At 66.9% G+C, this 26,047-nt stretch carries 26 protein-coding genes; 20 read left to right on the forward strand and 6 right to left on the reverse strand.

Annotation, left to right across the window (positions count from 1 at the left end):
* Position 1: 1 nt before the first annotated feature.
* Together eutC and HL666_RS22890 are read right to left on the reverse strand one after the other, a co-directional pair.
* On the reverse strand, positions 2 to 790 hold the full coding sequence (gene eutC, locus HL666_RS22885) for an ethanolamine ammonia-lyase subunit EutC (protein ID WP_210262047.1): 789 nt from the start codon (positions 788 to 790) through the stop codon (positions 2 to 4).
* Positions 787 to 2,172, reverse strand: coding sequence for an ethanolamine ammonia-lyase subunit EutB (locus HL666_RS22890; protein ID WP_172183783.1), 1,386 nt, complete (start codon positions 2,170 to 2,172; stop codon positions 787 to 789). Before HL666_RS22890 ends, eutC begins: the two co-directional genes overlap by 4 nt.
* Before the next feature lie 273 nt (positions 2,173 to 2,445).
* Between HL666_RS22890 and HL666_RS22895 the strand changes: the two genes are divergently transcribed.
* The 6 genes from HL666_RS22895 to HL666_RS22920 all read left to right on the forward strand — a co-directional run bounded on the left by HL666_RS22895 (position 2,446) and on the right by HL666_RS22920 (position 8,686).
* Entirely contained in the window at positions 2,446 to 3,453 is a 1,008-nt protein-coding gene (locus tag HL666_RS22895; RefSeq protein ID WP_172183785.1) for an ABC transporter substrate-binding protein, read from the forward strand.
* A gap of 12 nt (positions 3,454 to 3,465) precedes the next feature.
* Complete coding sequence (locus HL666_RS22900; protein WP_172113916.1) at positions 3,466 to 4,473, forward strand: ABC transporter ATP-binding protein; 1,008 nt, start codon at positions 3,466 to 3,468, stop codon at positions 4,471 to 4,473.
* On the forward strand, positions 4,470 to 6,158 hold the full coding sequence (locus tag HL666_RS22905; protein ID WP_172183787.1) for an ABC transporter permease subunit: 1,689 nt from the start codon (positions 4,470 to 4,472) through the stop codon (positions 6,156 to 6,158). The genes HL666_RS22900 and HL666_RS22905 overlap by 4 nt, the downstream gene beginning before the upstream one ends.
* Positions 6,128 to 6,928 carry a DeoR/GlpR family DNA-binding transcription regulator gene (locus HL666_RS22910; protein WP_246741611.1) on the forward strand — a complete coding sequence of 267 codons (801 nt, stop codon included), beginning with the start codon at positions 6,128 to 6,130 and terminating at the stop codon, positions 6,926 to 6,928. Before HL666_RS22905 ends, HL666_RS22910 begins: the two co-directional genes overlap by 31 nt.
* Positions 6,929 to 7,012: 84 nt before the next feature.
* The gene (locus HL666_RS22915; protein ID WP_172183789.1) at positions 7,013 to 7,357 is read left to right on the forward strand and encodes a Lin0512 family protein; all 345 of its coding nucleotides are present in this window, start codon (positions 7,013 to 7,015) and stop codon (positions 7,355 to 7,357) included.
* Positions 7,358 to 8,185: 828 nt separating this feature from the next.
* Positions 8,186 to 8,686, forward strand: coding sequence for a hypothetical protein (locus HL666_RS22920; protein ID WP_210262048.1), 501 nt, complete (start codon positions 8,186 to 8,188; stop codon positions 8,684 to 8,686).
* A 1-nt stretch (position 8,687) separates the two neighbouring features.
* On the opposite strand, the gene HL666_RS22925 is transcribed toward HL666_RS22920, so the two are convergent.
* A complete protein-coding gene (locus HL666_RS22925; protein ID WP_172183791.1) occupies positions 8,688 to 9,593 on the reverse strand; it encodes a LysR family transcriptional regulator in 906 nt (301 codons plus the stop codon).
* Between the two features lie 89 nt (positions 9,594 to 9,682).
* Between HL666_RS22925 and HL666_RS22930 the strand changes: the two genes are divergently transcribed.
* Positions 9,683 to 10,648 carry an NAD-dependent epimerase/dehydratase family protein gene (locus HL666_RS22930; RefSeq protein WP_172183793.1) on the forward strand — a complete coding sequence of 322 codons (966 nt, stop codon included), beginning with the start codon at positions 9,683 to 9,685 and terminating at the stop codon, positions 10,646 to 10,648.
* A 27-nt stretch (positions 10,649 to 10,675) separates the two neighbouring features.
* A complete protein-coding gene (locus HL666_RS22935) occupies positions 10,676 to 11,398 on the forward strand; it encodes a DUF4386 family protein (RefSeq protein WP_172183795.1) in 723 nt (240 codons plus the stop codon).
* A 774-nt stretch (positions 11,399 to 12,172) separates the two neighbouring features.
* Here HL666_RS22935 and HL666_RS22940 read toward each other — a convergent pair.
* A complete protein-coding gene (locus HL666_RS22940) occupies positions 12,173 to 12,841 on the reverse strand; it encodes a helix-turn-helix domain-containing protein (RefSeq protein ID WP_172132781.1) in 669 nt (222 codons plus the stop codon).
* Between the two features lie 209 nt (positions 12,842 to 13,050).
* Here HL666_RS22940 and HL666_RS22945 point away from each other — a divergent pair, with 209 nt between their 5' ends.
* From HL666_RS22945 to HL666_RS22960, 4 genes are all read left to right on the forward strand, one after another.
* A complete protein-coding gene (locus tag HL666_RS22945; protein WP_172183797.1) occupies positions 13,051 to 14,547 on the forward strand; it encodes an amidase in 1,497 nt (498 codons plus the stop codon).
* 37 nt (positions 14,548 to 14,584) lie between these two features.
* Positions 14,585 to 14,935, forward strand: coding sequence for a RidA family protein (locus HL666_RS22950; RefSeq protein WP_172183799.1), 351 nt, complete (start codon positions 14,585 to 14,587; stop codon positions 14,933 to 14,935).
* 14 nt (positions 14,936 to 14,949) lie between these two features.
* Positions 14,950 to 16,188, forward strand: coding sequence for an NAD(P)/FAD-dependent oxidoreductase (locus HL666_RS22955; RefSeq protein WP_172183801.1), 1,239 nt, complete (start codon positions 14,950 to 14,952; stop codon positions 16,186 to 16,188).
* A 239-nt stretch (positions 16,189 to 16,427) separates the two neighbouring features.
* On the forward strand, positions 16,428 to 16,802 hold the full coding sequence (locus HL666_RS22960; protein ID WP_172113935.1) for a hypothetical protein: 375 nt from the start codon (positions 16,428 to 16,430) through the stop codon (positions 16,800 to 16,802).
* 102 nt (positions 16,803 to 16,904) lie between these two features.
* On the opposite strand, the gene HL666_RS22965 is transcribed toward HL666_RS22960, so the two are convergent.
* Together HL666_RS22965 and HL666_RS22970 are read right to left on the reverse strand one after the other, a co-directional pair.
* Positions 16,905 to 18,125: a polysaccharide deacetylase family protein gene (locus HL666_RS22965; protein ID WP_172183803.1), complete on the reverse strand. Its 1,221-nt coding sequence runs from the start codon at positions 18,123 to 18,125 to the stop codon at positions 16,905 to 16,907.
* 244 nt (positions 18,126 to 18,369) lie between these two features.
* Complete coding sequence (locus HL666_RS22970; RefSeq protein ID WP_172183805.1) at positions 18,370 to 19,218, reverse strand: polysaccharide deacetylase family protein; 849 nt, start codon at positions 19,216 to 19,218, stop codon at positions 18,370 to 18,372.
* Positions 19,219 to 19,309: 91 nt separating this feature from the next.
* On the opposite strand from HL666_RS22970, the gene mgtE reads away from it, so the two are divergent.
* The 8 genes from mgtE (at position 19,310) to HL666_RS23010 (ending at position 26,037) form a co-directional block, all read left to right on the forward strand.
* Positions 19,310 to 20,728, forward strand: a complete 1,419-nt coding sequence (gene mgtE / locus HL666_RS22975; protein WP_172113941.1) for a magnesium transporter — start codon at positions 19,310 to 19,312, stop codon at positions 20,726 to 20,728.
* A gap of 81 nt (positions 20,729 to 20,809) precedes the next feature.
* Complete coding sequence (locus HL666_RS22980; RefSeq protein WP_172113943.1) at positions 20,810 to 21,100, forward strand: helix-turn-helix domain-containing protein; 291 nt, start codon at positions 20,810 to 20,812, stop codon at positions 21,098 to 21,100.
* 76 nt (positions 21,101 to 21,176) lie between these two features.
* The gene (locus HL666_RS22985; protein WP_172183807.1) at positions 21,177 to 21,995 is read left to right on the forward strand and encodes an aldo/keto reductase; all 819 of its coding nucleotides are present in this window, start codon (positions 21,177 to 21,179) and stop codon (positions 21,993 to 21,995) included.
* Positions 21,996 to 22,122: 127 nt separating this feature from the next.
* Entirely contained in the window at positions 22,123 to 22,995 is an 873-nt protein-coding gene (gene tolA, locus HL666_RS22990) for a cell envelope integrity protein TolA (protein ID WP_172183809.1), read from the forward strand.
* Between the two features lie 163 nt (positions 22,996 to 23,158).
* Positions 23,159 to 23,818, forward strand: a complete 660-nt coding sequence (locus tag HL666_RS22995) for a glutathione S-transferase family protein (protein ID WP_172183811.1) — start codon at positions 23,159 to 23,161, stop codon at positions 23,816 to 23,818.
* A gap of 219 nt (positions 23,819 to 24,037) precedes the next feature.
* Positions 24,038 to 24,229 (forward strand): hypothetical protein, encoded by a 192-nt coding sequence (locus HL666_RS23000; protein ID WP_172113948.1) that lies wholly within the window; start codon positions 24,038 to 24,040, stop codon positions 24,227 to 24,229.
* Between the two features lie 408 nt (positions 24,230 to 24,637).
* Entirely contained in the window at positions 24,638 to 25,573 is a 936-nt protein-coding gene (locus HL666_RS23005) for a hypothetical protein (protein WP_172114054.1), read from the forward strand.
* A gap of 23 nt (positions 25,574 to 25,596) precedes the next feature.
* Positions 25,597 to 26,037, forward strand: a complete 441-nt coding sequence (locus HL666_RS23010; protein WP_172183812.1) for a DUF1489 family protein — start codon at positions 25,597 to 25,599, stop codon at positions 26,035 to 26,037.
* Positions 26,038 to 26,047: the final 10 nt, after the last annotated feature.

Genomic DNA, 26,047 nt, shown 5'->3' on the forward strand with positions numbered 1-26,047 from the left:
GTCAAGAGCCGCCGTGCTCCGGTGCCGGCAACTGCGGCAGGCGCGCGAGGCTGACGCCGGCGGCCTGATGCTGGAACATGCGCGCGGTCAGATCGGCGGCCTGCTTTGCAGCGTCCTCAGGCGCGAGCCCACCTTGGCGGACGTTGGAGATGCAGTTGCGCTCGGAATCGACGCGGCCGCGGCGCGGCATCCAGGTGAGATAGAGGCCGAGCGAGTCCGCGGCGCTGAGGCCGGGGCGTTCGCCGATCAGGATGATCGAGGCGGACGCGCCGAGCAGTTCGCCGACATGATCGGCAAGTGCGACGCGGCCTTGGGTGGCCACGATCACCGGCGACAGCCGACGGCCGCTCGCCGCGATCAGCGGCATCAATGCATCGAGCACGGGCAGGGCGTTGACCTGCACCGCGCGGCTGCTCAGTCCATCCGCCACCACCAGCGCAATGTCGGCCAGCGCGCGCGGCTCCGACAGCAGCGCCTCCGATTCGGGCGAGAGCAGGCGGCCTGCATCGGGGCGCTGCAGATACGTCGCACGGTCGACGGCGCGGCTGTGCACGGCAAGCGCGTGCCAGCCGCGCGCGATGACGTCAGCCGCAAATTGCTCGGCATCGAATGGCTTGAGCACGGCATCGCGGGCTTCGGCATGGGCAGCCTGAAAGCCAAGATGCGCGGACGTCGGCACGCCCGGTCCGCAGCGGCCGAGCGCGATGCGCGCCTCCGTGTAGCGCGACAGCCAGGTCCAGTCGTCGATGGGATTCGTCGCGAGCTTGGTCGGGTCCGCGCCGCTCATCATTCGGCTCCCAGCAGCGGCAGCGCCGGCATCAGCCGCGCCGGCTCGAAGCGCAGCTCGCCCTGTGCATCGCTGATGCCGGTCGCCGCGAGCCACGCCTCGAACTCCGGTGCCGCGCGCTTGCCCAACACCTTGCGGACGTACAGCGCATCGTGGAACGAGGTGCTCTGATAGTTCAGCATGATGTCGTCGGCGCCGGGCACGCCCATGATGTAGGTGCAGCCGGCGACGCCGAGCAACGTCAGCAACGCGTCCATGTCGTCCTGATCGGCCTCCGCGTGGTTGGTGTAGCAGACGTCGCAGCCCATCGGCAGGCCAAGCAGCTTGCCGCAGAAATGATCTTCGAGCCCGGCGCGCATGATCTGCTTGCCGTCGTAAAGATATTCGGGGCCGATGAAGCCGACGACGGTGTTGACCAGCAGCGGCCGGTATCGCCGCGCCACCGCGTAGCAGCGAGCCTCCAGGGTCTGCTGATCGACGCCGCAATGGCCGGATGACGACAGCTCGCTGCCTTGACCCGTCTCGAAATACATCACATTGCCTCCGGCCGGACAGCGTTGCAGGCTCTCGGCGGCGGTGAGGGCTTCATCAAGCAGCGCCAGCGTGATGCCGAAGCCGCGATTGGCCTCCTCGGTGCCGGCCAGCGACTGGAAGACGAGGTCGACCGGCGCGCGCCGCTCGATCGCCTTCAACGCGGTCGTGACATGCGCCAGCACGCAGGACTGAATCGGCGCGTTCGAGGCCAGCCGCAGCGTCTCGATCATGTCGAGCAGGCGCATCATGGTGTCGACGTCGTCGCTCGCGGGGTTGATGCCGATGGTGGCATCGCCGACGCCATACATAAGCCCGTCAAGGATCGAGGCGGCGACGCCCTTGGGATCGTCCAGGGGATGATTGGGTTGGAGGCGCGTGGACATCCGGCCGGGCAGACCGATGGTGCAGCGGAAGCGCGTGACCACCTCGCACTTCGCCGCGACCGTCACGAGATCCTGCAGCCGCATGATCTTGCAGACGGCCGCGACCATTTCCGGGGTGAGGCCCGGCGACACGGCCGCGAGCTTCGTTGCGTCCGTCGTATCCGACAGGAGCCATTCGCGGAAAGCACCGACGGTGAGACTCGCGATCGGCGCGAACGCGGCGCCGTCGTGCTGATCGACGATCAGTCGCGTGACCTCATCGCTTTCATAGGGAATGACCGCCTCGTTGAGGAAATGCCGCAGCGGCAGATCGGCAAGCGCCATGCGGGCCGCGACGCGCTCGGCCGCGTCCTGCGCGGCAAGCCCGGCAAGCACGTCGCCCGAGCGCATCTGCGTCGCCTTGGCGAGCAGGGTGCGGAGGTCGTCGAAGCGATAGGTGGTGCCGCCCAGCGTATGTGAAAAACCCATTGGCTTTCTGTCCTGTCTCGTCACGGCGCCCGGTGATTTTCAGCAGCAAATGTCGACATCACCAACAAGCCCCGATGCTCGTTCTGCAAACTGCGGGCGTGAAGGTGGCCAAAGGCCCTTCGGGTGCGGTGCCACTTTCGTGAGCATCTGCTGAATTGCGCGACGTCTGTGCAATCAAGGTAGACTCGGTTCCACAATTTTGCAAATAATCACTCAAATCCACAAACGCGCGGTCGCGATGCGGCTGGCGCGGCAGCGCCTGGGGTCGCGACGATGTTGCAGTTGCTGAAAGGTCTCTCCGCAAGTCTCGCTCTGGTCATGCTCGGCGCGGTCGCGCAGGCGGGAACGGTGACGGTCTACACCGCGCTGGAAGAGGACGAGATCGCCGAGTACGTGAAGGCGGCCAAGACCGCGCTGCCCGACGTCGATCTCAAGGTGCTCCGGCTGTCGACCGGCGATCTCGGCGCCCGCATCATCGCCGAGGCCGGCAATCCGCAGCATGACGTGATCTGGGGCTGGGCCGTCACCAACATGCTCGACCCGCGCATCACCGCGCTGCTCGAGCCCTATGAGGTGAAGGGCGCCGACAAGCTGCCGGCCTCCGCCAAGGGCGCCGACGCCAGCTGGTTCGCCGCGACCGGCTATGTCACCGCGTTCTGCGTCAACACCGATGTGCTGAAGGCAAAGAATCTGCCGATGCCGACCTCTTGGAAGGATCTCACCAACCCCGTCTACAAGGGCGAGGTGGTGCTGCCGAACCCGGTCTCGTCCGGCACCGGTTACATGCAGATCGCCGGCATCCTGCAGTCGCAGGGCGAGGAGAAGGGCTGGCAGTTCCTGAAAGCGCTCGACGGCAACGTTGCCCAATACATCAAGTCTGGCTCGCGGCCGTGCAAGGCGGCGCGCGGCGGCGAGTTCGCCATCGGCGGCTCGCTCGCCTTCGCCGCGATCAAGTCGATCGAGGAGGGCTTTCCGATCAAGATGGTGATCCCGAGCGACGGCGCGGGCTATGAGCTCGAGGCGTCCGGCTTGATGAAGGCCGCCAAGAACAAGGCCGACGCCAAGCGCTTCCTCGACTGGACCTTGTCGCCGCAAGCCGCCGCGCTCTACACCAGCTACAAGGAGCTCGTCACTATCTCCGGTACGCCGCCGTCGAAGGCCGCGCAGACCGCGGGCTTCCCCGCCGATGTCGCCAAGGCGGTCTATCCGATCGACTTCGCCCGGTCCGCCAAGGAGCGCGACGGCATCCTGAAAAACTGGCAGACCAGCATCGGCCGCTGAGCGGAACCGGCCATGACCCTCGAGCTCGACCGGCTGCACAAGACGTTCGACGATTTCATTGCGCTCGACCGCGTCTCGCTGAAGGTCGAGGGTAGCGAGTTCGTCTGCCTGCTCGGCCCGAGCGGCTGCGGCAAGACCACGCTGCTGCGGATCATCGCCGGGCTGCTCACGCAGGATAGCGGCCGGCTGCTGCTCGACGGCCAGGATCTCAGCGCAGTGCCGGCGCGCGAGCGCGGCTTCGGCATCGTGTTCCAGTCGTATTCGCTGTTTCCCAACATGACCGTGGCCGAGAACATCGGCTATGGCATGCGCATCCGGAAAGTGGAGCACGGCAGGATCGCCGCGCGCGTCGCCGAGCTGCTGGAGCTGATCAAGCTGCCGCATCTGGCCGACCGCCTGCCGTATCAGTTGTCCGGCGGACAGCAGCAGCGCGTCGCGCTGGCGCGGGCGGTGGCGGTCGATCCGCGGCTGATCCTGCTCGACGAGCCGCTGTCGGCGCTCGACGCCAAGGTGCGGGCCGACCTGCGGGTCGAGATTCGCGAGCTGCAGCGCCGGCTCGGCATCCCCACCATCATGGTCACGCACGACCAGGAGGAGGCGATGGTGCTGTCCGACCGGATCGTCTGCATGAATGCCGGCCGCATCGAGCAGGTCGGAAAGCCCCAGGAGCTCTATCTCAGGCCAGCGACGAAGTTCGTCGCCGACTTCATGGGCAGCAGCAACCTGCTGCCGACCGACTGGGTGCGCGACGCCATGCCGGCGCTGCTCGCCTCGCGTCCCGACGGCGCGGATGCGGATTACCTTGCCTGCCTGCGCCCCGAGCATGTGCGGCTTCAACCTCTCGCGTCGGGTGAGGCGAAGGTGGTCGACGTCACCTTCCTCGGCAACATCAGCCGCACCCGCGTCGCCTGGAAGGGGCGCGAGCTGATGGTGCAGACCGGCCCGATCGACGGCGTTGCGCCTGGGGCCGCGGTGGCCGTTTCCGCCGATGCCGCCGGCTGCGGCTGGGTGCGCGCGTGAGCATCGTCGCCGTCGAGGTCGCCGAGCGCACCGGCTTTCGCCTGCGGCGGGCCGGCAATGATCGGCTGTTGATCACCGCCGCGATCGTGCTGCCATGCCTTGCGCTGCTCATCTTCTTCGTCTTCCCGCTGGCGATGATGCTGTGGCGCAGCCTGGTCGCCGATGACGGCAGCATCGGCTTTGCCAACTACATCGCGCTCGCGCGCACGCCCGGAATCATCAAGGCGACGCTCAACAGCCTGACTCTCGGGCTCGCCACGACCGCGATATGCCTCGTCCTCGGCTTCGTGCTCGCCTATACGATGACCCGAACCCGCGTGCCGGGGGCGCGCATCATCTCCGGGGTGCTGGCGCTGCCGATGCTGGCACCGTCGCTGGTGCTCGGCCTCGGGCTGATCTTCCTGCTCGGGCGCAACGGCCTGATCAGCGGAATGTTGGGCAAGCGCATCGACATCTACGGCTTCCCGGGGCTCCTGATCGCCGACGTGCTCTACGCGCTGCCGCAGGCGGTGCTGATCCTGAAAGCCGCGCTCGCCCACGCCGACGCCCGCTATTACGACGCCGCCGAGGTGATGGGGGCGGGGCGCTGGCGGCAGTTTTTCGACATTACCCTCCCGCACGTGAAGTTCGGCCTGCTCAGCGCCGGCTTCGTCGTGTTCACCGTCACCATCACCGATTTCGGCAATGCCGCCGTCATCGGCGGCGATTATGCTGTCCTGGCGACCGAGATCTACAACCAGGTCACCGGCCAGATGAAGTTCGGCATCGGTGCAGTCGTCGGCCTCTTGTTGCTCGCGCCCACCGGACTCGCGGTCTACATCGAGCGCGTCGCCGCGCAGCGCCAGTTCGGCGGCGGGTCCGAGGGGGCCTTGCCGCCGCAGCTGAGCTTCGTGCCGGCGCGCGACGTGCCGCTCGCCATCGTCACGGGTCTGGCGACCTTCTCGGTGCTCGCCGTCATCGGCGTCGTCATCTATGCGAGCTTCATGCGTCTGTGGCCGTATCGGCTGACCTTCACGCTCAAGCACTACGACATCACGCTGAGCGGCGGCTATGCGCCGCTGTGGACCTCGCTGCTGGTCTCCGTCGTGGCCGCGGGCCTCGGCACCTTCCTGCTGTTCGCGCTGGTGTATGGCATCCGCCGGCTGCCGTCGTGGCCGGCCAAGATCGTCTATCTCGTCGCGACGATGCCGGTCGGCGTGCCCGGCCTCGTGCTCGGCCTGTCCTACATCTTCGCCTTCAACATCGCGGGCTCGCCGCTGTCGGTGCTGTACGGCTCGTTGCTGCTGCTCGCGCTGTGCAACTTCTATCACTACCACACCCAGGGTTTTCTCACGATGGTGACCGGCATGCGCGCCGTGCCGCCGGCGCTGGAGGAGGCGGCCACGTGTCTCGGCAGCGGGGCAGGGCAGGTGCTCGCCAATGTCATCATTCCAGTGATGACACCCACTCTGGTCTCCGTGTTCTTCTTCCTGTTCATGCGCTCGATGGTGACCTTGTCGGCCGTCATCTTCCTGGTGACGCCGTCGCTCGGCATCGCCGCCGTCTCGGTGATGCGGCTCGACGAGGCCGGCTTCGTGTCGCAGGCCGCGGCGTTCTCGACGTGCATCATGGCGGTGGTCTGCGCGGCGGCGCTGGTGATGCAGCTGGCGCTGAAATGGCTGGCCGTGCGCGGCGGGCGCCGATGATGCTGCAGGAGGATCGCCACCAGCGCATCCGCGCGCTGCTTGCCACTGTCGGCCGCGCCACAACGGACCGTATCGCCACCGATCTCGGCGTCTCCCGCGAGACCGTGCGACGCGACGTGCTCGCGCTCGAGGCCCGCGGCGAGCTGCGCCGCGTCCATGGCGGCGTCGCTGCGATCGCGCCGGAGGCCGAGCCGCCGATCACCGTCCGCGCCCGCGTGCGTCTGGCCGAGAAGACACGCATCGCGCAGGCTGCGGCGCGCATGGTCAGCCCCGGCCAGACGCTGTTCCTCGACGTCGGCTCGACCGTCTCGATCCTCGCCCGCGAGCTCGCGACGTTGTCGGGGCTCACCATCGTCACCAACTCGTTCGAGGTCGCGACCATCATCGGCGGCTCCTCCGGCGAGCGCGGCAACCGCGTCATCGTGCTCGGCGGCGAGCTCGGCAGCACCTTGCCGGCGACGTTCGGCTCGACCACGGTCGCCGAGATCCAGCGCTGGCAGGCCGATGTCGCGCTGCTGTCGCCGGTCGGCGTCGATCATCGCTATGGGGCGACCAGCTTCGACATCGAGGAAGCCAATGTCGCGCGCGCGATGGCGGCGGCCGCCAGGCGCGTGCTGATCCTCGCCGACCACAGCAAGATCGGCCAAACCAGCCGCGTCGCGTATCGCGCGCCGGACGGCATCGACAGCCTGATCACCGACGCGCGCGCCGCCGATGCGCCTGCGCTCGGCGCGCTGCGCGGCGTCGTCGGCGAGGTCGTGATCGCCTGAGCTCGACGACGTCCGGCATGTTGCGCTTGGCGGCAACGGCGCTAAGGTCGCGCGCCACGCAACGCAATTCGAGGGAACATCGCCATGGCGCGCATTCGCTGCATTACCGAGATGGGCATGGGCGTCGACGTCCATGGCCGCGACGCCACCAAGGCTGCGAAGCGCGCGGTGTCGGATGCGATCCGCCATTCCAGCCTCGGCTTCTTCCGCATGGTCGGCAAGACGCCCCAGGACATGCTCGTCGACGTCACCGTCGCGGTTCCCAATCCGGAGGCCGTCGACACGGAAGCGGTCGCCAAGGAATTGCCCTATGGCACGGTGACGGTCACCGCCGTGAAGGGCGGGCTGGAGATTCCCGCCGAGGCCGGCAGCGATGCCATCATCATCGCCAATGCCGCGGTGCTGGTGCATCTCGACGACGGCAAGTGAGCGCGCGCATCATGGGCGTGTCGTTCTGATGTGAATGTCAAACAGCGGAGCATGTCGTCGCGATCCCGCGATGCCAAGCGCACCCGGGTGATGTCCGAACGATGTCCCCCTGTCAAACAGAGGGCGCAGGGAAGACCGGGTATCCGCTGATACCCGCGGCCCCCGTGCGTAAAGAAATGCACGGGGCAGGAACCACAGGCTCAGCCGGACATTCCGGCCTTCCCTGCGCAACGGTTTTCCGGCTTATACGTGCTCTCCCCGGGGAACGGCTGTCTTGCCCCCGTCGCCGGCGGATCATCACCACCGGCTTGGCATCAGCACCGCGATGCCAGGACCACACGATTTCGCCGGCGCATCCCACCGTTCGTCCGCATGGCAAGCCACGCTGCGGCAGAACGCGCCCGTCGCATCACCGCCTCCACGTTCGTGACGATCGCGAAGCGCCCCTCATGGCGAGGCGGGACGGCGAGCAGTGTTTCACGGATTCCGAAAAAACGAAAGCGAAATCTGTCGCGGCGTGACCTCGTCACCGCCAACGCGTTGATGACATTGCTGGAAGACCATTGGCCGTGCGTTGGACGACGGCGACGCGGAGCGCGGTGAAAGCCCGCCGCCGTCGGCAAATCGGTGCGTGAGTCGCCCGTCGGGCCGCGGTGGCCAGCCACAAGAGACTTGCGCGGTGGTGCTTCAGCTCGCCTCTATTGCCGTTGATGATGGGCTGGACGGCTGAAGCATTGAACGGCACGCGGGCAGCGCAGGAGCGATAACCGGACTTGCCGGTCGCACAACCAAAAGAGGTATCAAAGAAAACACATTGGAGATAGGTTGATGCGGCAGGCTGTTGTCGTCTCCGAATTCGTTGCGGAAGGAGGCGAACTTGGGAAACCAGCGGCGAGGGGGATCAACATGGCCACCATTACGATCGATGTCATCAACGAGAGCCTCGAGCCGCAGAACTTTTTCATCTTCGAGGAGCCGGCTGATGATTCGGGTGAACCGCAGGTCTATTCGAACAGTCTCGATAGCGAGGCTTTGCTACCCCATGCCACGTCGAACGCTCGTGTCACATTTTTGATCCAGGAGTCCGACTGTCAGCCGGACACGATCTTCTACGTCCAGACCGGTAACTATCCCCCGGGAACCGTCGTGAACGCCACGGACGCGTCGATCAATGCGGCGGTGTGCGACGCGACGTCCGGATGCACGACGTTCAGCGTGACGTACAATGCTGATGGAAGCTGGACCGTACAGGCCATGGCTTCGCCAGGGGGAGTCGATGGTCAGCTCGATCTGCCCGAGCCGGATGAAGCACAAGTAAGGCCGTGTTGAGTCACCGGCCGCCCTCGCTGACCCACCGCGCCAGTCCCTCCGCCAGCCCGTCAAACATCGCGCGGATCGGGGGAGCGTCCTTCTGGTCCTCGTGCACGGCGAGCCAGCAGTCGAGCTCGAAGGCGACCTGGTTGGCGAGCACCGGGACCAGCGCCGGATTGCGCCTGGCCATGGCGATCTGCATGCCGCCGATGCCGAGGCCGGCTTCGATCGCCGTGACCTGGGCGACGTCGGAGTCGGTGCGGTAGGAGAAGAGCTCGCGCGAGATCGGCAGCTGTGAGCTTGCGACCGAGCGGGCCGAATGATCGTCGCGGTCGAAGCCGATGACGTGGTGGGCGGCGAGCGCGTCGATCGTGTCGGGCAGCCCGAAGCGGGCGATGTAGTCGCGATGCGCATAGAGGCCGAGCGGGATGCTGCCGATCCGGCGCGCGACGAGACCGTCCTGCTTCGGCCTGATCATCCGCACCGCGATGTCGGCGTCGCGCCGCAGCAGGTCGTCGGTGCGGTTGTTGAGCACGAGTTCGATGATGATCTTCGGATAGCGCTTGCGGATGCCGGCGAGGATCGTCGGCAGCACGAAGGTGCCGACGATCTCGCTCGCGGAGATCCTGACGACGCCGCGCGGCTGCCGCGCATCGCCGCCGGTCCGGGCCGTGCGCACCAGCGCCGCGAACGCCGCCTCCATCGCTTCCGCATGCGGCACCAGTGCCGTCGCCGCTTCGGTCGGCAGCAGGCCGGCCTGGGAGCGGGTGAACAGGGCGACGCCAAGGCCGGCCTCGAGCTCGTCGATGTGGCGGCCGACGGTCGGCTGCGTCAGCCCGGTCGCCCGCGCTGCGGCCGACAGGCTGCCGCGCCTGATGACCGCGAGGAACGAGCGCAGCAGGCTCCAATCCGAGGGTTCAATCATACAGAAACGTATAGCATCTCAAGAATGATTGGCAATTTTCGTTTTGGGACGGCCGGGTCAGATTGCCGGGCACAGCAGGAGATGGACTCATGTCCCACGACACGAACATCCCGACCGCCTTGATCCTCGGCCTGACCGGTGCGATCGGCGGCGCCATTGCCAAGGCGCTGGCAAAGCGCGGCTTCGCCATCCGCGCGCTGACGCGCCGGCCACCGGCCGAGCGGAATTCGTTTGCCTTCCCGGTCGACTGGCGCGATGGCGACGCCCGCGATCCGGCGTCGGTGCTGGCCGCGGCCGCGGGCGCGAGCCTGATCGTTCACGGCGTCAATCCGCCGGGCTATGCGCGCTGGCGCGAGGACGCGCTGCCGATGCTCGCCAACACCATCGCGGCGGCGAAGGCCGTCGGCGCGACGATCGTGTTTCCGGGCAATGTCTACGTCTACTCATCAGCATCGCCGGCGGTGGTCAGCGAGACCTCGCCGCGGCGGCCGACGACGCGGAAGGGCCAGGTGCGGCTGGAGATGGAGGAGATGCTGGAGCAGGCCGCGCGCGACCATGGCGTCCGCGTCATCGCCATCAGGGCGGGCGACTTCTTCGGCCCCGGTGTGACCAATTCCTGGTTCGCCCAGGCGCTGGCGAAGGGGGGAATGGCCGTGACTTCCGTGCAGCGTCTGACACGCCCCGGCATCGGCCATGCCTGGGCCTACGTCCCCGATCTCGCCGAAACCTTCGCCCGCCTGGTCGACATCCGCGCCGATCTGCCGGCCTGCACGATGCTGAACTTTGCCGGGCACTACGATGCGAGCGGGCATGACATGACCGACGCCGTTCGCCGCGTCCTCGGCCGGCCCGATCTGCCGGTGAAGCCGTTCCCCTGGATCATCCTCTGGCTCGCCGCGCCTTTCGTCGGCTTCATGCGCGAGGCGATCGAGATGCGCTGGCTGTGGAAGCAGAGCCTCGCGCTCGACAACAGCAAGCTCGTCGGCCTGCTCGGGGCGGAGCCGCATACGCCGCTCAACGGCGCCGTCAAGGCGGCGCTCGCATCCAACCGCTGAACCCATTACCCCAAGAGGATCGATCCCATGACCACCGCAACGACTGCGGCGCCGATGACGCGCGCCGACATGCTCACGCTCGTCTTGCTCGTCGCCGCGCAGGTCGTCCTGTTTCTCATCCCGCTGATCGTGCTCGGCCGCGCGATCGGCTGGCCGGCCAGCCTGCGCCTGCCGGCCGGCGAAGCGCTGCCGCTGATCGCGCGCCATGCGACGGCGGTGCAGATCGGCTATTGGGGCTATCTGCTGACCGCAACCGCGATGGTGCCGCTCGCGCTCGCCTTGCGCCGGTTTGCGCGGACCCATGGCGTTCACGGCGGCTTGCCCGACCTCATGGCGGCGATGGGCGTCGCTGCCGCCGTCCTCAAGACGCTCGGCATCGTGCGCTGGCTGATCGCGATGCCGAGCCTCGCGCTGCTCCATGCCGGCAGCAGCGATCCGATCATCCGCGCTGTGGTCGAGGTCAACTATGTCGTGCTCAACGGCTATGCCGGTGCCGTCGGCGAATTGCTAGGCGTCCAGCTGTTCTCCGGCATCTGGCTGATGCTGGTCGGCACGATGCTGCTGCGTGCAAATCTGCGTCTCAACGGTATCGCCGGGCTCGCCATCGGCGCCGCCTTTGCAACGACGGCGCTGCGCACGCTCGTGCCGGCATTCGAGATCCTCAGCACCATCGTTCCGCCGTTGGCGCTGGGATGGTTCGTGGTGCTCGCTGTGACGCTGGGGCGGCTCGCGACCCTTAGGAAGGCATGACCGCAGCGAGGGTCCGCGCATGAGCCGAGGACAACAGTTCGTGCTGCAACCCGCTACAGCCAAGACTTCCTTAGGAACACCGCAGGCAAAAGGCATGCATCATCACGTTCTCGCGGCGCGCATGGCGTCCGAGTTGTGTCAATCAGTTCGCCCTCGAAAGACGAAGGCGCAGGGAATGCCGGGCGCTGGCCGCACCCATGGCCCGCCAGCTCAAGAAAATGCTGGCGGCAGGAACCACAGGTTCAGCCGAGACATCCCGCATTTCCCGCGCGATGGTTCGGCGGCTTATACGTCCTCTCGCCGGGGACCGGCTGTCTTGCCCTCGTCGCTCGCGCAACGCGAACGCGTTGTCGCGAGCTTGGCCTCAGCCGCTGGATGATGCCGTCAAGGTCGCGCGCGGTAATTGCGAAGGTGGTCCCCAGAGCCATTTTGGCTCTCGTTTGTGTGAAGGCTCGAGATGTTTGTTGCTTGAGTGCGGATAAGCTATTTTCGCTCGTCGAAAGTAGGAGGGCAGCATTTGGTCGTCATGAAAATCAGTGCTCTATTCTCGTCACTGCGAAGAAGGGCAGTCGTCTGCATGTGTACGTAAATGAGCCGCACAAAAAAGAACACCATAATTGGAAGGACATAGTCGTGAGCCGGAATGCTTTTCCGGAGAACCTGTTTAGGTAGCTTGCAGCGTTTGAGTTTTGTATGATCGAGAAGCTGCGCGGGTAGCGCAAAAGATGATGCGTATAATCTACGAGCGAAGCTTGTTTTTCAGCTAGGAGCCCCTCACTCCACCGCATCCTTCTTCGCGATCCTATGCAGTTGCTCGAACAGATCGGCCTGCTCGCTGGTGCACAGGCACACGCCCTGCGCCGAGTCCGCTTCGCCGGCGTTGAGGTAGGCGTGGCCCATGGTGCTGTCGAGATACATGCCGTCGCCTTCGTGCAGGATCTCCGGCGCGTAGAACTCGGTGTGGACGGCGATGGTGCCGCTTGTGACCAGAAAGTATTCCTCGCCGCTGTGGCGGAGCAGGGGGCCGAACTCGTCGAGGGTACGGGCGCGCACCTCGGTGATCATCGGCACCATGCGTTTGCCGATCAAATCGGTGCATTGATAGGTGTAGGTGTAGAACTTCGTGCTCACCACCTGGCCCTGGCCGGCGCGGCTGATGCTGCGACGGGCGGTGACCGGCCGGCCCGGCTCGGGGCGCGGCGCGGCCGGGCTGAACAGCTCGGCGATGTCCATCTGCAGGCCTGACGTCAGCTGCAGCAGCTTGTCGTAGGTCAGCGACATCAGGCCGTTCTCGACCTTCGACAAGGTCGACAGCGCCATGCCCGTCTTTTCCGCCACCTGCTTCAGGGTCAGGCCGCGCGCCTGCCGGGCCGCCTTCAGGCAGTGGCCGAGCTGGGAGTGGGGGCCTTCGGCGGCGGTCTCGCTGACGACGGTGTCGGTCACGGGGGGCTCCGGAAAATCCGTTAGCGGATCGGGTGGTCTTCGGTGCGGCGGCGGTCGGGCAATGTCGCGCGAAAGTGGCTGATCGATCAATGGGCTGGACGTCCGGCCTCACGGTCATGCGTGACGCGCGGTGGAACATTGCGTTTTCAAGCCGTGCATTGGATTTCTTATGTGCTAAATAGTTTTCCGAAACGGAAAAGAGAAGCCCTGTGGAATCGATTTGCGACACGACGGCCGGCGAGCTGGTCAAGCTCTTGAAAACGAAGGCGATCTCGCCGGTCGCGTTGCTCGATTCGTGCCTGGAGCGGATCGCCGCGGTCAACCCGGCGGTGAATGCCGTGGTCACCCTGGACGAGCCGGGGGCCCGGGCTGCCGCCAAGCGGGCCGAGGCGGAGCTCGCCCGCGGCGAGGATAAAGGACCGCTGCACGGTCTGCCGGTGCTGATCAAGGACACCCAGGACACCGCCGGGATGCGTTCGACCTATGGCAGCCCGATCCTGGCCGACAATGTGCCCGCGATCGACCAGGCGTCGGTGGCGCGGCTGCGCGCGGCCGGCGCGATCATCTTCGGCAAGACCAACACGCCGGAATGGGCGGCGGGCGGCAACACCCGCAATCCCGTGTTCGGTGCCACCGGCAATCCGTTCGACACGTTGCGGTCGGCGGCCGGCTCGTCCGGCGGCTCGGCGGCGGCGCTGGCCTGCGGGATGGCGCCGCTCGCCTCGGGCTCGGACACCGGCGGCTCGTTGCGCAATCCGGCCGGCTTCTGCGGCATCGTCGGCATGCGTCCCTCCTACGGCCTCGTCGCCAGCGAGAAGCGCGCCCATGGCTGGTCGTGCCTGTCGACCGACGGGCCGATGGCGCGGAATGTTGCGGATACGGCGCTGATGCTCTCGGTGATGGCGAGCGACGATCCGCGCGATCCGCTCGCCTATACCTTGCCGGGCGAAGCGGTGCGCGGAGCGCCCGCACGCTGGGCCGTGCCGCCGCAGGTCGACCTGCGCGAGCTCAAGCTCGCCTTCACCGAGGATTTTGGTTTCGCGCCGACGGAAGCACTGATCCGCCGCGCCTTCCGCGCGCGCGTCACGCGCATCGCGCCGCTGTTTGCGGACGCCAGCGAAGCGACGCCCGATTGCAGCGGCGCCGACGAGACCTTTGCGGTGCTGCGCGCCTCGCTGTTCCTCACCCAGCATGGCAGGAATTATCGCGAACGCCCCGAGATGATCGGGCCGAACGTGCGTGCCAATGTCGAGGAGGGGCTGTCCTACAGCCTCGACGATTTTTCGCGCGCGAGCGCGAACCAGACCCGGATCTATCGCTCGTATCAGAGCTTCTTTGCCCGGCACGACGTGCTGATCAGCCCGACCATCACCTTGAGTCCGCGGCCGTGGTCGGAGCTGTATCCGGCCGAGATCGACGGCGTGCCGACCAAGTCCTATTTCCATTGGCTGGCGCTGGCCTATGCGGTGACGCTGGCGGGACATCCGGCTCTCAGCCTGCCGCTCGGCGTTGACGACAACGGGCTGCCGTTCGGATTGCAGATCATCGGTCCCCGCGGTGGCGATGCGCTCGTGCTCGGTGTCGCCGCGGCACTGGAGCAGGCCTTCGCCGGTGACGCCGAGCTGCGCCGCCCGCGGCCGGATCTCGAGAAGCTCGCCGCGTTGCCGCCGCTGGCGCAAACGCCGGGATTCATGGCGTGGGATTGAGCCGCGCCGACATGATCAACATCTTCTGGAGCTAACAATGTCCGACGCTTCCTCATGGCCGTTTTCGCTGGTGCGCCGCGCCGGCGGGCTGGTGTTCCTGTCGGGCGAGGTCCCGGTGGCCGATGACGGCAGCATCCCCGAGGGCATCACGGCGCAGACCGACCTCGTGTTCAAGCACATCTCGGAGACGCTGGCCGGCGAGGGACTTTCGCTCGACGACGTCGTGTCCTGCCTGGTGCATCTCGCCGACAAGGCCGACTTCGCCGAATACAACGCGGCCTATCGCAGGCATTTCAAGGATCCGCTGCCGGTGCGCACCACGGTGCAGGCGCAGATGATCGCGGACGTCCGGCTTGAGGTCACCGTCGTCGCGGCGGCGCGGACCTGATGGGAGTGATGACGATGCGGAGCGCAATCGTTCTCGGAGGTGGCATGGTCGGCGTCGGCACGGCGCTGCACCTGCAGAGCCGCGGCTGGTCGGTGGCGCTGGTCGATCGCCGCGAGCCGGGACGCGAGACCAGCTACGGCAATGCCGGCATCATCCAGAGCGAGGCCGTCCGGCCCTATGCGATGCCCTATGACATCGCCGGCGTGCTCGACATCGCCTTGGCGCGCACCAATGACGTGCACTACAGCCTGCCGGCGCTGCCGTATCACGTGAAGCCGCTGCTGCAATATTGGTGGAATTCGTTCCCCGCGCGGCACGAGGTGCTGACGCGCACCTACGCGCAGCTGATCTCCCGCGCTGCGCCCGAGCACGAGCCGCTGATCACGGCCGCCGGCGCCGGCAATCTCGTGCGCCGCGACGGCTTTCGCGTGCTGCACCGGAACCAGGCGCAGTTCGACAAGGAGGCCAAGGAGGCCGAAGCGGTCGGCAAGGCGTTCGGCGTCAAGTTCAAGCTGCTCAGTGCAGCCGAGCTGGCCAAGGTCGAGCCCGGCCTGAACGAGAGCGGCATTGGCGGTCTGCATTGGCAGGAGCCCTGGACGGTGTCCGATCCGGGCAGCCTGGTGACCTCCTATGCGGATCTGTTCGTGAAGCGTGGCGGCAAGCTGCTGGTCGGCGACGCGACCACGCTGGCGCAACAGGGCAGCGGCTGGGCGGTGACGACGAGCGAAGGACGGATCGAGGCCGAGGCGGTCGTGGTTGCGCTGGGTCCGTGGTCGCCGGAATTCCTGAAGCGGTTCGGCATGGACATCCCAATGGTGCGCAAGCGCGGCTATCATCGGCACTACAGCGGCGGCGCGCCGCTCGACCTGCCGCTGCGCGATGCCGCGTTCGGCTATCTGATGAACCCGATGGCAAGGGGCGTGCGCATCACCACCGGCGCCGAGCTGTCGTCGCCGGACGCGGAGCTGACGCCGGTTCAGCTCGGCAAGGCCGAAGCCGCGGCACGCCAGCTGATCGATCTCGGCAAGCCGGTGGAGCCCGAGCCGTGGCTCGGCACGCGGCCCTGCATGCCCGACATGCTGCCGGTCGTCGGACAGGCGGCGCGGCACAAGGGCCTCTGGCTGCATTTCGGCCACGGCCACCAGGGCTTTACCCTGGGACCGGCCACCGGCCGCATCCTCGCCGAGCTGATGAGCGGCGAGGCGCCCAGCGTCGACGTCGCCGCCTGTGCGCCGGCGCGATTCGGGGCGTGAGCGGTCTGCCTCTGCGACCGCGAGAGAGGGTGATCCGGGAAGGCCGCAAGTGACGGCTGCAAAACGCAGCCAGTCGTTTACCAAGCGCGCCTTTCCGGCCCCCGGAAAACCCCCGCTTCACCAATTCGCAAGCCCGCTCTCCTAGCGTGGCGGTGCCGGTTGGGGCCAGGACACTGGGGCGAACGCAGTTCGTGAGTTCTGCCGTCGGCCAGCGATCCGAACATCGTGTGGGGGAGCAGATGAACTTCGCGGGCCTAGCCTACCGCTTCATATCCAATTTCGTATTTCTCGCGGCTGTCTTTCTCAGCCTGAACTACATCGAGAAATACCAGAACCGCGCCGTGCTGGCGCTGGTGGTGCTGATCTATGCCGGCATGCGCGCCGTGACGGTGGTGCGAACCTTCCACTTTTTCGGCCGCATCGAGAAGATGGAGACGGATGTCCGTCGGCTGGCCGGTATGCTGGGCGAAGGCCCGGTCGGTCAGGTCGTCAGCAAGCAGGTGGTCGCCGACGTCGGCTCGCTGCGCAAGGACGGCGAGAAGAAGTCCTATATGGATCTGTTCTTCCTGGCCGCGGCCGTCATCCTCTGTGTCAGCAAGCTGATCTCGAACTGATGCGCGGGAGAAGGCAGCGGGCGTGAGGCAAACCAGATTGCTCAATCGAAAAAGGGGCGCGTCAGCGCCCCGTTTTCGTTTCAAAGGTCGGTGCTTTGATCGTCAGCGCCGGCGCAGCGCCGCGAGGCGAACGGGGCGACCGGCCGGCTTGGTGGCGGCCTGGCCCTCGACCCGAACGACCTGATGCCGGCGGGCGGACAATGGTGCGGCGGGCGGCCAGGCGAACAGCTGGGCGGACGGAGCGGGAAGCGCGGGAGCCGTCGCGATTCGCGCCTTGACCGCAGGCCGCGGCCAGGACGGCTTCGGCAGGGTGCGTGCCGCCGCAGGCGGCAGGTCCAGATTGCCGAAATCGTCCAGCGTGGCACGGGCGCGCGTGTCGGCGCTGGCGAGGTTGGTTGGCGTGATGGCCGGCCAATGCGCCACCGGCGTCTCGTCCGACGGCCGGTGCACCAGCCAGTCCTCCGGCTCGGTCGGCGTTGCCGGCCGGTCNTGCACCAGCCAGTCCTCCGGCTCGGTCGGCGTTGCCGGCCGGTCCGGCGTCGCGGCGACGACATGCACGACGCGATAGTTCTTGGCCTTGAGATCGGCGAGGATCTTCGGCAGCGCTGCGACGGTGCGCGCCTGGATGTCGTGCAGCAGCAGGATGCCCTTGCCGCGCGCCTCCAGCCGCTTCATCGCGAGCTCATGGACCTTGGCGCCGGAGATGTTGCGCCAGTCGTCGGCCAGAAAGTCGGCGCTCCACACCTGCAGGCCGAGCGTCGCGGCGTAGCTCTCCACGGCGTCGCCGCGGAGCAGGCCGGGCACGCGGAAGAACGGCGACAGCGCGGACGGATCGGTCAGCGCGGCCTTGGTCCAGGCGATGCCCTGGTCGACCTCGGGCTGGACCTGCTCGAGCGTCATCTTGTTGAAGCTCAGCGGATGGTTCTGGCTGTGGGTGCCGACGGTGTGGCCGGCGGCCACGAGCTTGCGCACGCCTTCTGGATCGGCCTTGGCCTGGCGACCGATCGTGAAGAACGTCGCCTTGACGCATTCGTCGGCGAGGATCTGCAGCACCTGGTTGCTGTACTTGCGCAGCGGCCCGTCGTCGAAGGTGATGACCACCTCGTGATCGCGCAGCGGCAGCGTCTCCTTGTACTGCATGGCGCCGAGCCGCGGATGCTCGCGCGGATCGACCACCAGGATGCGTGACGTGCCGAGCGCGTTGGGGTGGCCAGGACAATCGGCGGCCGATGCATCCGGGCTCGATGCGATCAGGGCGAGGGCGCCCAGCAGCGCTGCGAGCCATGTTGGCCGTCCGACGCAAGCCCACTCATGATCACGCATCACGCTGCTCACATTGTCTCTTTCTGCGGTGGCCGGCTTCTTCGGTCCACCTGCCTCATTACCCCTATGAATCGCAGCCGCGCGGCCAGGGCAAGCGACCGCCAAGACATAGCAGGGATGTTGGCCCGTCGCGACATCGCATCACCCCGGGTTCCGGTTTGCCCGCGGCTGTTGCCGGATTGCAAGAGGTTGGAATGGCCGCGGCCGCCACGGTCAAGCGTAAACGACGGCCCTGAACGCCCGATTAACCACCTTCATGGGCCGTCTCCGGCGCGGGAGACGGCCGTTCGCTGTGCTGCTCGTTGTGCTTCTCCTCGGAAGGCACGACGTGCACCACGCGGTAGCCATGATCCTTCAAGTAGCGCAGGAAGGCCGGCAGCATCGCGACGGTGCGCGGCTGCGGGTCGTGCAGCAGGATGATGCCCTTGCGGGCCTGATTGAGGCGGCTGGTCAGGAGCTTCAGCGTCTGCTGCGGCGACATCGGGTTCCAATCGCTGGCCCAGAGATCGGCGCCGAACACGGCGATGCCGCGCGACGCCAGCAGATCGAGCGTGGCCGGCGTCGATTCGAAATAGGGGAAGCGGAAGAACGGCGTCGACGGCGTGGTCGTCTCGACGCCGTTGAGCGCCTTCTCGTCGGCGGCGATGCCGCGGTCGATCTCCTCGATGGCCTGCTCCGGCGCGATATGCGCGAGATGCGCATGCGTGTAGGTGTGATGGCCGATCGTGTGGCCTTCTGCCGCGATCTTCTGCACCAGCGCCGCGCGGCCCGAGGCCGGCTTGCCGACCAGGAAGAACGTCGCGCGTACGCATTCCTTGGCGAGCGCCGCGAGCACCTTGTTGGTCATCGGCGGTGAGGGCCCGTCATCGAAGGTCAGCACCACCTCGCCGTCGTGCAGCGGCAGCGTGTCGGGGAAGCTCTTCAGGCCGATGCGCGGATGTTGCTTCGGGTCGACGCTGAGGATGCGCGACGTGCCGAGCGTGTGCTCGCGCGGACAGTCGGCCGGCGCCGCGGCGGCGCCGTGCACCACGAGCAGCGCGGCCACCGCGCCGGCTGCGTTTACCCATCGTGATGTCCATCGCGCCTGAGACATCTTTTCCCGTTGCGCTCGCGGTGACCGATTATGTAATGCGTCAAAGCACAAATCAGACCAGTTGTCTGAAGATGGCTTGGTGAGGCACGTCATGAACGAGACATTGGACGTTGCCCCTGCCGATGCAACTCTAGCCGATCGCGCGGCGATGCGCACCGAATCCGGCGAGATTCGCGCCGAATTCATCGCCGCCATGACCGCGGCCATCGCCGCCGAGGACGAGGCGTTCCTGCGCGCCGAGGTCGCCGAGCTGCACGAGGCGGATCTCGGCGACCTGATCGCCGCGCTTGCCCCCGACGACCGTGTCAGGCTGGTGGAGCTGACCGGCACCGATTTCGACTTCTCGGCGCTGAACGAGGTCGACGACGCCGTCCGCGAGGAGATCCTCGAGGAGCTGGAGCCGGCCACCGTCGCCGAAGGCGTCCGCGAGCTCGAATCCGACGACGCCGTCGAGCTGCTGGAGAGCCTCGACGAGGAGGACAAGGAGGAGATCCTCGAGCGCCTGCCGCCGTCCGAGCGCGACGTGCTGGCGCGCAGCCTCGACTATCCCGAGGGCTCGGCCGGCCGGCGCATGCAGAGCGAGTTCATCGCGGTTCCGCCGGCATGGACCGTCGGCCAGGCCATCGACTACATGCGCGAGACGCCGGATCTGCCCGAGCGGTTCTACGAGATCTATGCGGTCGATGAGGCGCGGCACTGGCAGGGCGCGGTCTCGCTCGACAAGCTGCTGCGCGCCCGCCGCCCGGTGCCGCTGGCCGAGCTGATCGACGAGGACCGTCGCCGCGTCACTGTCACCGACGATCTCGCCGAGGTGGCACGGCTGTTCGGCAAGTACAATCTCGTGGCGGCCCCCGTGCTCGATGCCGACAACCGGCTGGTCGGCGTCATCACGATCGACGACGTCGTCGACGTGATCGAGGAGGAGGCGGACGAGGACTTCAAGGCCCTCGGCGGCGTGTCGGGCGACGAGGAGCTTTCGGACAGCGTCTGGACCATCGCCAAGGGCCGCTTCAACTGGCTGCTGATCAATCTCGCCACGGCGTTCCTCGCGTCCTCGGTGCTCGGCCTGTTCGAAGGCCAGCTGCAGCAGATGGTCGCGCTTGCCGTGCTCGCGCCGATCGTGGCGAGCCAGGGCGGCAATGCCGCGACCCAGACCATGACGGTCGCGGTGCGCGCGCTGGCGACGCGCGAGCTCGGGCCGAACAATGCGATGCGCGTCGTGATGCGCGAGGTGCTGGTCGGACTGGTGAATGGTCTCGCTTTCGCGCTGGTCACCGGCCTCGCCGCGTTCGCCTGGTTCAAGACGCCCGGGCTCGGCATCGTGATCGGGCTCGCGATGATCTCCAATCTCGTGGCCGGCGCGCTCGGTGGCATCCTGATCCCGATGGTGCTCGAGCGTGTCCGCGCCGACCCCGCGGTGGCCTCCGGAACCTTCGTCACCACGGTCACCGACGTGGTCGGTTTCTTTTCTTTTCTGGGCATCGCAACGCTCTGGTTCGGCTTGAAATAACCACAGCGCCTGAACGACTTATATCGTTAATCCGGCCTTAACGCAGCTCGGCGACACTCTTGCCCGAGACGGAGTCGGACGATGCAACGCTTGCGGCTGAAGGCAGATGGACGGATCGTGGAGCTGCGCGATGGCGGAGAGTTTCCGCTCGCGCCGTCGGAAGCTGCGCCGGCAGCGCCGCTCGAGGTGCGCGACCTCCGGCGGCGGGTGCAGCTGACGCAGCAGGAATTTGCCGCCAAGCTCGGTGTGCCCGTCGAAACCATCCGCAACTGGGAGCAGGGCAAGCGCATGCCGCGCGGCCCGGCGCGCGCGCTGCTCACCGTGATCGCGCACGCGCCCGACACGGTATTTGCGGCCTTAGCTAAGACTTAAGCCAAAAACCGGTCGTGCGTTGGCAAGGCCTCGCGTGTGCCTACATAATGTTACACGCGGTCTGGAGTGCACGGCCATGCTGACGATCGAGGCCAATGGTGCCAGGATTCCTGCCCTGGGTCTGGGAACCTGGGAGCTGCGCGGACGGACCTGCGCGCGGATCGTCGAGCAGGCGCTCACCCTCGGCTACCGGCACATCGACACCGCCCAGGTCTATGAAAACGAGCAGGAGGTGGGCGAAGGCCTGCGGGCCTCCCGCGTCCGGCGCAACGAGTTGTTCCTGACCACCAAGGTGTGGACGACGCACTTTGCACCGCATGACCTGGAGCGCTCGACCAAGGAGAGCCTGGTCCGCCTGCGTGTCTCCGAGGTCGATCTATTGCTGCTGCATTGGCCGAACTCGCACGTGCCGATGGCCGAGACGCTGGGAGCGCTGGCGCATGCCAAGACGCTCGGGCTGGCCCGCCATATCGGCGTGTCGAATTTCACGGTCGCGCTGCTCGACGAAGCCGTGGCGCTGTCGCCGGAGCCGCTGGTGTGCAACCAGGTCGAGTATCATCCCTATCTCGACCAGACCAAGGTTCGCGAGGCCTGCGCCCGGCACGGCCTTGCGCTGGTCGCCTATAGCCCGATCGCCAAGGGCAAGATCAGGAACGATGCGACCCTGACCCGGATCGGCCGCGCCCATGGCAAGAGCCCGGCGCAGATCTGCCTGCGCTGGCTGGTGCAGCAGAACGTCGTGGCGATCCCGCGCACCTCGAAAATCGAACGGCTGTCCGAGAACCTCGAGGTGTTCGATTTCGAGCTGTCCGATCAGGAGATGGCCGACATCTTCGCCATGGGCAGTCCGGAAGGGCGGATGACCAACTTCGCCTTCGCGCCGAAATGGGATTGAGCGGCGCCCGGGCCGGCATGCTAGAGTGGCAGGAGCGGGCAGGCGGCCCGCGCTCAACCCTGGCGATGACCCCCGCGACAGCGCGTGCCGCATGCGCCAGGTCGCGAGCGGGCGCAAATGAAGCAGCATGGAACGTTGGCAGTTCATACGTTGGGGCATCGCCGCATCCGTGCTCGTGCATCTCCTGATCTTCGGAGGCGCCGTGGTCTCGACCTCGGTGCGCCCTTACGAGCTGCCGAAGTCCGACGAGATCGCGGTCAACATCGTCGACGCTGACGAGCCGCAGAAGACGCCGGAGCCGGTGGTCACGCCATCACCGTCGCCGACGCCGGAGCTGGTCCTGCCGCAGCCGGCCCCGAGCGCCTCGCCGGCGGCCGCCGCGCCACCTCCGCCCAGTCCTCCGCAAGAGGCCAAGGAAACTCCGACTCCGCAGGCGCCGGCCGCACCGGCGGCGAAACAGCCAGTGCCGGCTGCATCGCCCAAAGCGGCGAAGTTGGCCGCCAGATCGGAGGTCAAATCCGCCGCCAAGCAGACCCCGCCACCAGCGCCGGTTCCAGCGCCGAGCTATGTGCCCCCAGAGCCGGACCTCACCGTGAAATACGGCGTCATGCTCGGTCTGCCCGAGCCGCTCTCACCGCTGCCGCGAGCCGGGGCCTCGGAGGATGGCAAGGAGGCGGGGTCGGTCGCGACGACGAACCTTGCTCCCAATCTCGAGACAGCGCTGCGCGAGAAGGTCAGGAGCTGCGCGCGTCTGCCGGTCTCGCTGTCGCTGTCCGACAACGTGCTGATCAGGCTTCGCTTCGGCATGACACCGGATGGACGGCTTGCGACCGAGCCGGAGGTGATCGAGGTCGTCGCAGCCTCGAAGGCCATTCAGCTCAAGGAGAGCGCGGTCCAGGCGTTGAACGCCTGCCAGCCTTACGCGATGCTTCCGCCCGATCGCTACAACGAGTGGAAGATCATCGAGATGTCGTTCACGCCGCGGGACTTCGCCCGCTGATCGCCTCGGGCGCATGCGCGTCGGGAAAGAGCGGGCGTCACATGGGGCGCGCTTGGCTGTCGACGCGATGGCCGTTCATCCTGTATGCGATGCTCGATCGCGCGAGTCCCCGATGCAGGGGATGCACGGGCGGTCCACGCTCGAGATGCGGAGACGGTGCGACATGACGCTGAAGCTGGTGATCGGCAACAAGAACTATTCCTCATGGTCGATGCGGCCGTGGCTGGCGCTGCGCGGCTGCGACATCGCGTTTGAGGAGCTCGTGATCCCGCTCTACACCGACGATCCCGCCGACAAGGCGCGGATCCTCAGCCACTCGCCTGCCGGCAAGGTGCCGATCCTGATCGATGGCGCCGTGACGGTGTGGGACTCGCTCGCGATCATCGAATATCTCGCGGAGCGCTGTCCGGAGGCCGGGCTCTGGCCCGCTGACGCGGCGGGGCGCGCGCATGCGCGGTCGGTTTCGGCCGAGATGCATTCCGGCTTCCAGGCCCTGCGCAACGAGTGTCCGATGAACCTGCATCGCGAGATCAGGCCGGTGGAGCTGTCCGCCGACGCCCGGGCCAACATCGCCCGGATCGAGGACATCTGGCGCGACTGCCGGGCGCGCTACGGCGCCGGCGGTCCGTTCCTGTTCGGCCGCTTCAGCGGAGCGGACGCGATGTACGCTCCGGTCGTGACACGCTTCCACACCTTCGCGGTTCCGGTCGCGGCGGACACCCGGGCGTACATGGCGACGATGATGGCGATGCCGGCCTTTGCAGCCTGGGTGAAGGACGGGCTTGCGGAAACCTGGACCATCGACCGGGTGGAGAACGTCTGACGTCCGATAGGCCGTCCAGAGCTTGTCGGGCCTGTTAGTCCAGGAATACCGGTCGCGGCGCCATCTCGTTGAAGAAGCTCGCAATATCAGTGTTTGCCATGTCATGAGGCCGCTGGCCACGGCGGGCGGCGGCATGCTATAGGAGAGATATTATTAAAGACACGCCGGCCCGGGCAGCGGGACCAGGGGCTCTTGCCGGCATGCGAGCAGGAGAGGGCGTTGAAACACAAGTTCCCCATCGGGTCGACGGTCTATTTTACCGCGAGCAACGTCTCGCGTCCGGCGGCCAGCGGTACCTATGAAATCATCCGTCAACTTCCGACGGATGGGGACGATTGCCAGTACCGGATCAAGAGCTCGACGGAAGCCTTTGAACGGGTTGCAAGAGAAAGCCAATTGGCCTTGTCTTGAGGACGGCACGATTTTCGACAGGCTCGGCGCGTCGGCGGACGCAGCCGCGGTCGATAGGGAGGAGGAACGGCAGCTTCCACGGGGCTCGAAGCCCGGTTTCGAAGATTTTGACCCAAGGTGTTACTCCAAGGTGTTACGAAGGCTGCGCGATCCCACTGGGGATAGCGGGTAGCTCCGCACCATCCTGTGCCCGCACGGGGCATGGAATCGTCGTATGGTCCTCGGGTTGGGGCGTCATGGATCGGGTGACCGTTTGAATTTGGTGATCGTTTCACTTGTGTCCCATGTCGGGATGCCATTGGGGCCGATTTGGTTGGCCCGCGTCAGGAATCAGCGCGCATGAATTCGACCTTGAATTCGACCTGGCCCTCGTCGTTCGACCAACTCCTGAACTCGCCGGCGTTCCCGATGTGGCTCACCGTTGCGGCGGCGGGCTTCTTTGCTTTGATCGTGCTGATCACGCTGCTGCGGGCCGAGAAGTCGGTCGCCAACGGCGCGCTGACGGTGATCACCCTGCTTGCCGTCGGCATCGCGGTCGCTTCGATGATGCGCAGCCAGGATCCCTCGCCGCGAGGCGGCAATGGTGATCCTGCAACGACGGCTTCGGTCGGCGTCTCACCGCCCGCGCTCGCCTGCGTCGATGATCTCGCCGGCGATCTGGTGCTGTCGAATTGTGAGCGGGGCCTGTTCGGGTCGGCCGAGATGACGGCGGCCGCCGTCAGCTATGCGGCGGGCATGCTGAGCCGGCTGACGCAGGCAGGGGATGTCGCCAGCGCCAACAAGGTCATGACCGCCGAATTGCTGGCGCTCCGCCGTGCCGTGGAGCGCGATCGCTATGGCCTGATGGCTTATGTGCTGCTGACGCGCGACCGCTGCACGCCGACCGACTGCGTGATGTTCCGTGCCGTGGCGGACCGCCAGCAGCTCGTCAACAACATGGAAGGCCGGACCTATGAGGGGCTGGTGACGCGCTATGCCTCGCAGTGGAACGCGCCGCCAGCCGCTGCGGGTCAGCAGCCGGCCGCCGGCACTTTCGCCGGCCTGGCGCCCGCGGCGCCGTCCGGCAAGCCTACGACTGCGGAGTTTCCCAGCTCGGCGAATACCCCGCCGGTCAGCATCATGAACCCTGAGCCGACGGCCTCGACGCGGTCGGCCGCGCCTGCGGCGGCGCCAAAGCCGCCGACGCAGCTCGCGCCGGCACCGGCTGCGCCGGCCAGCGTCGCGGCGAGCCATGCGCAGGCGCCCCCCGCGGCCAAGAAGGCGGCGGCCCCGAGGCCAAAGCCGCCGGCGGCAGCGCCGCAGGCCGCGCCTGAGGCGGCCGAGCCGGCTGCCAAGGACGAATAGAGCCCGCTGATCGAACCGCCATCATGCCCCTGCATCTGATCAAGCTGGCCGTCGGCTGCGAGTCGGTCAAAGAGCTCAAGGAATGGATCGCCGAGCGCATGCTCGCGGCCAAGAAGAAGGGCCTGCCGCAGCAGCACGTGCACGTCACGCGGATGACGCCGAAACGGGTCGAGGACATTCTCGGCGGCGGCTCGCTGTACTGGGTGATTCGCGGCGAGGTCGCTGCGCGCGAGAAGATCGTCGGCATCGAGCCGTTTCGCGACGGCGACGGCATCGGACGCTGCCGCATCATCATGCAGCCGAAGGTGATTGCCGTGTCGCCGCGACCGATGCGCCCGTTCCAGGGCTGGCGCTATCTCACCGCGGAGGATGCTCCCGCCGATCTCGGCAAGGCCAGCGCCGCCGGCGTCGAGGCCATGCCCGAGCCGCTGCGGCGTGAGCTGCGGGATCTGGGGCTGCTGTAGCGGCTCAAGT

It is taken from the genome of Bradyrhizobium aeschynomenes (genome assembly GCF_013178945.1).
In the GTDB taxonomy this organism is placed as follows: Bacteria; Pseudomonadota; Alphaproteobacteria; order Rhizobiales; family Xanthobacteraceae; genus Bradyrhizobium; species Bradyrhizobium aeschynomenes.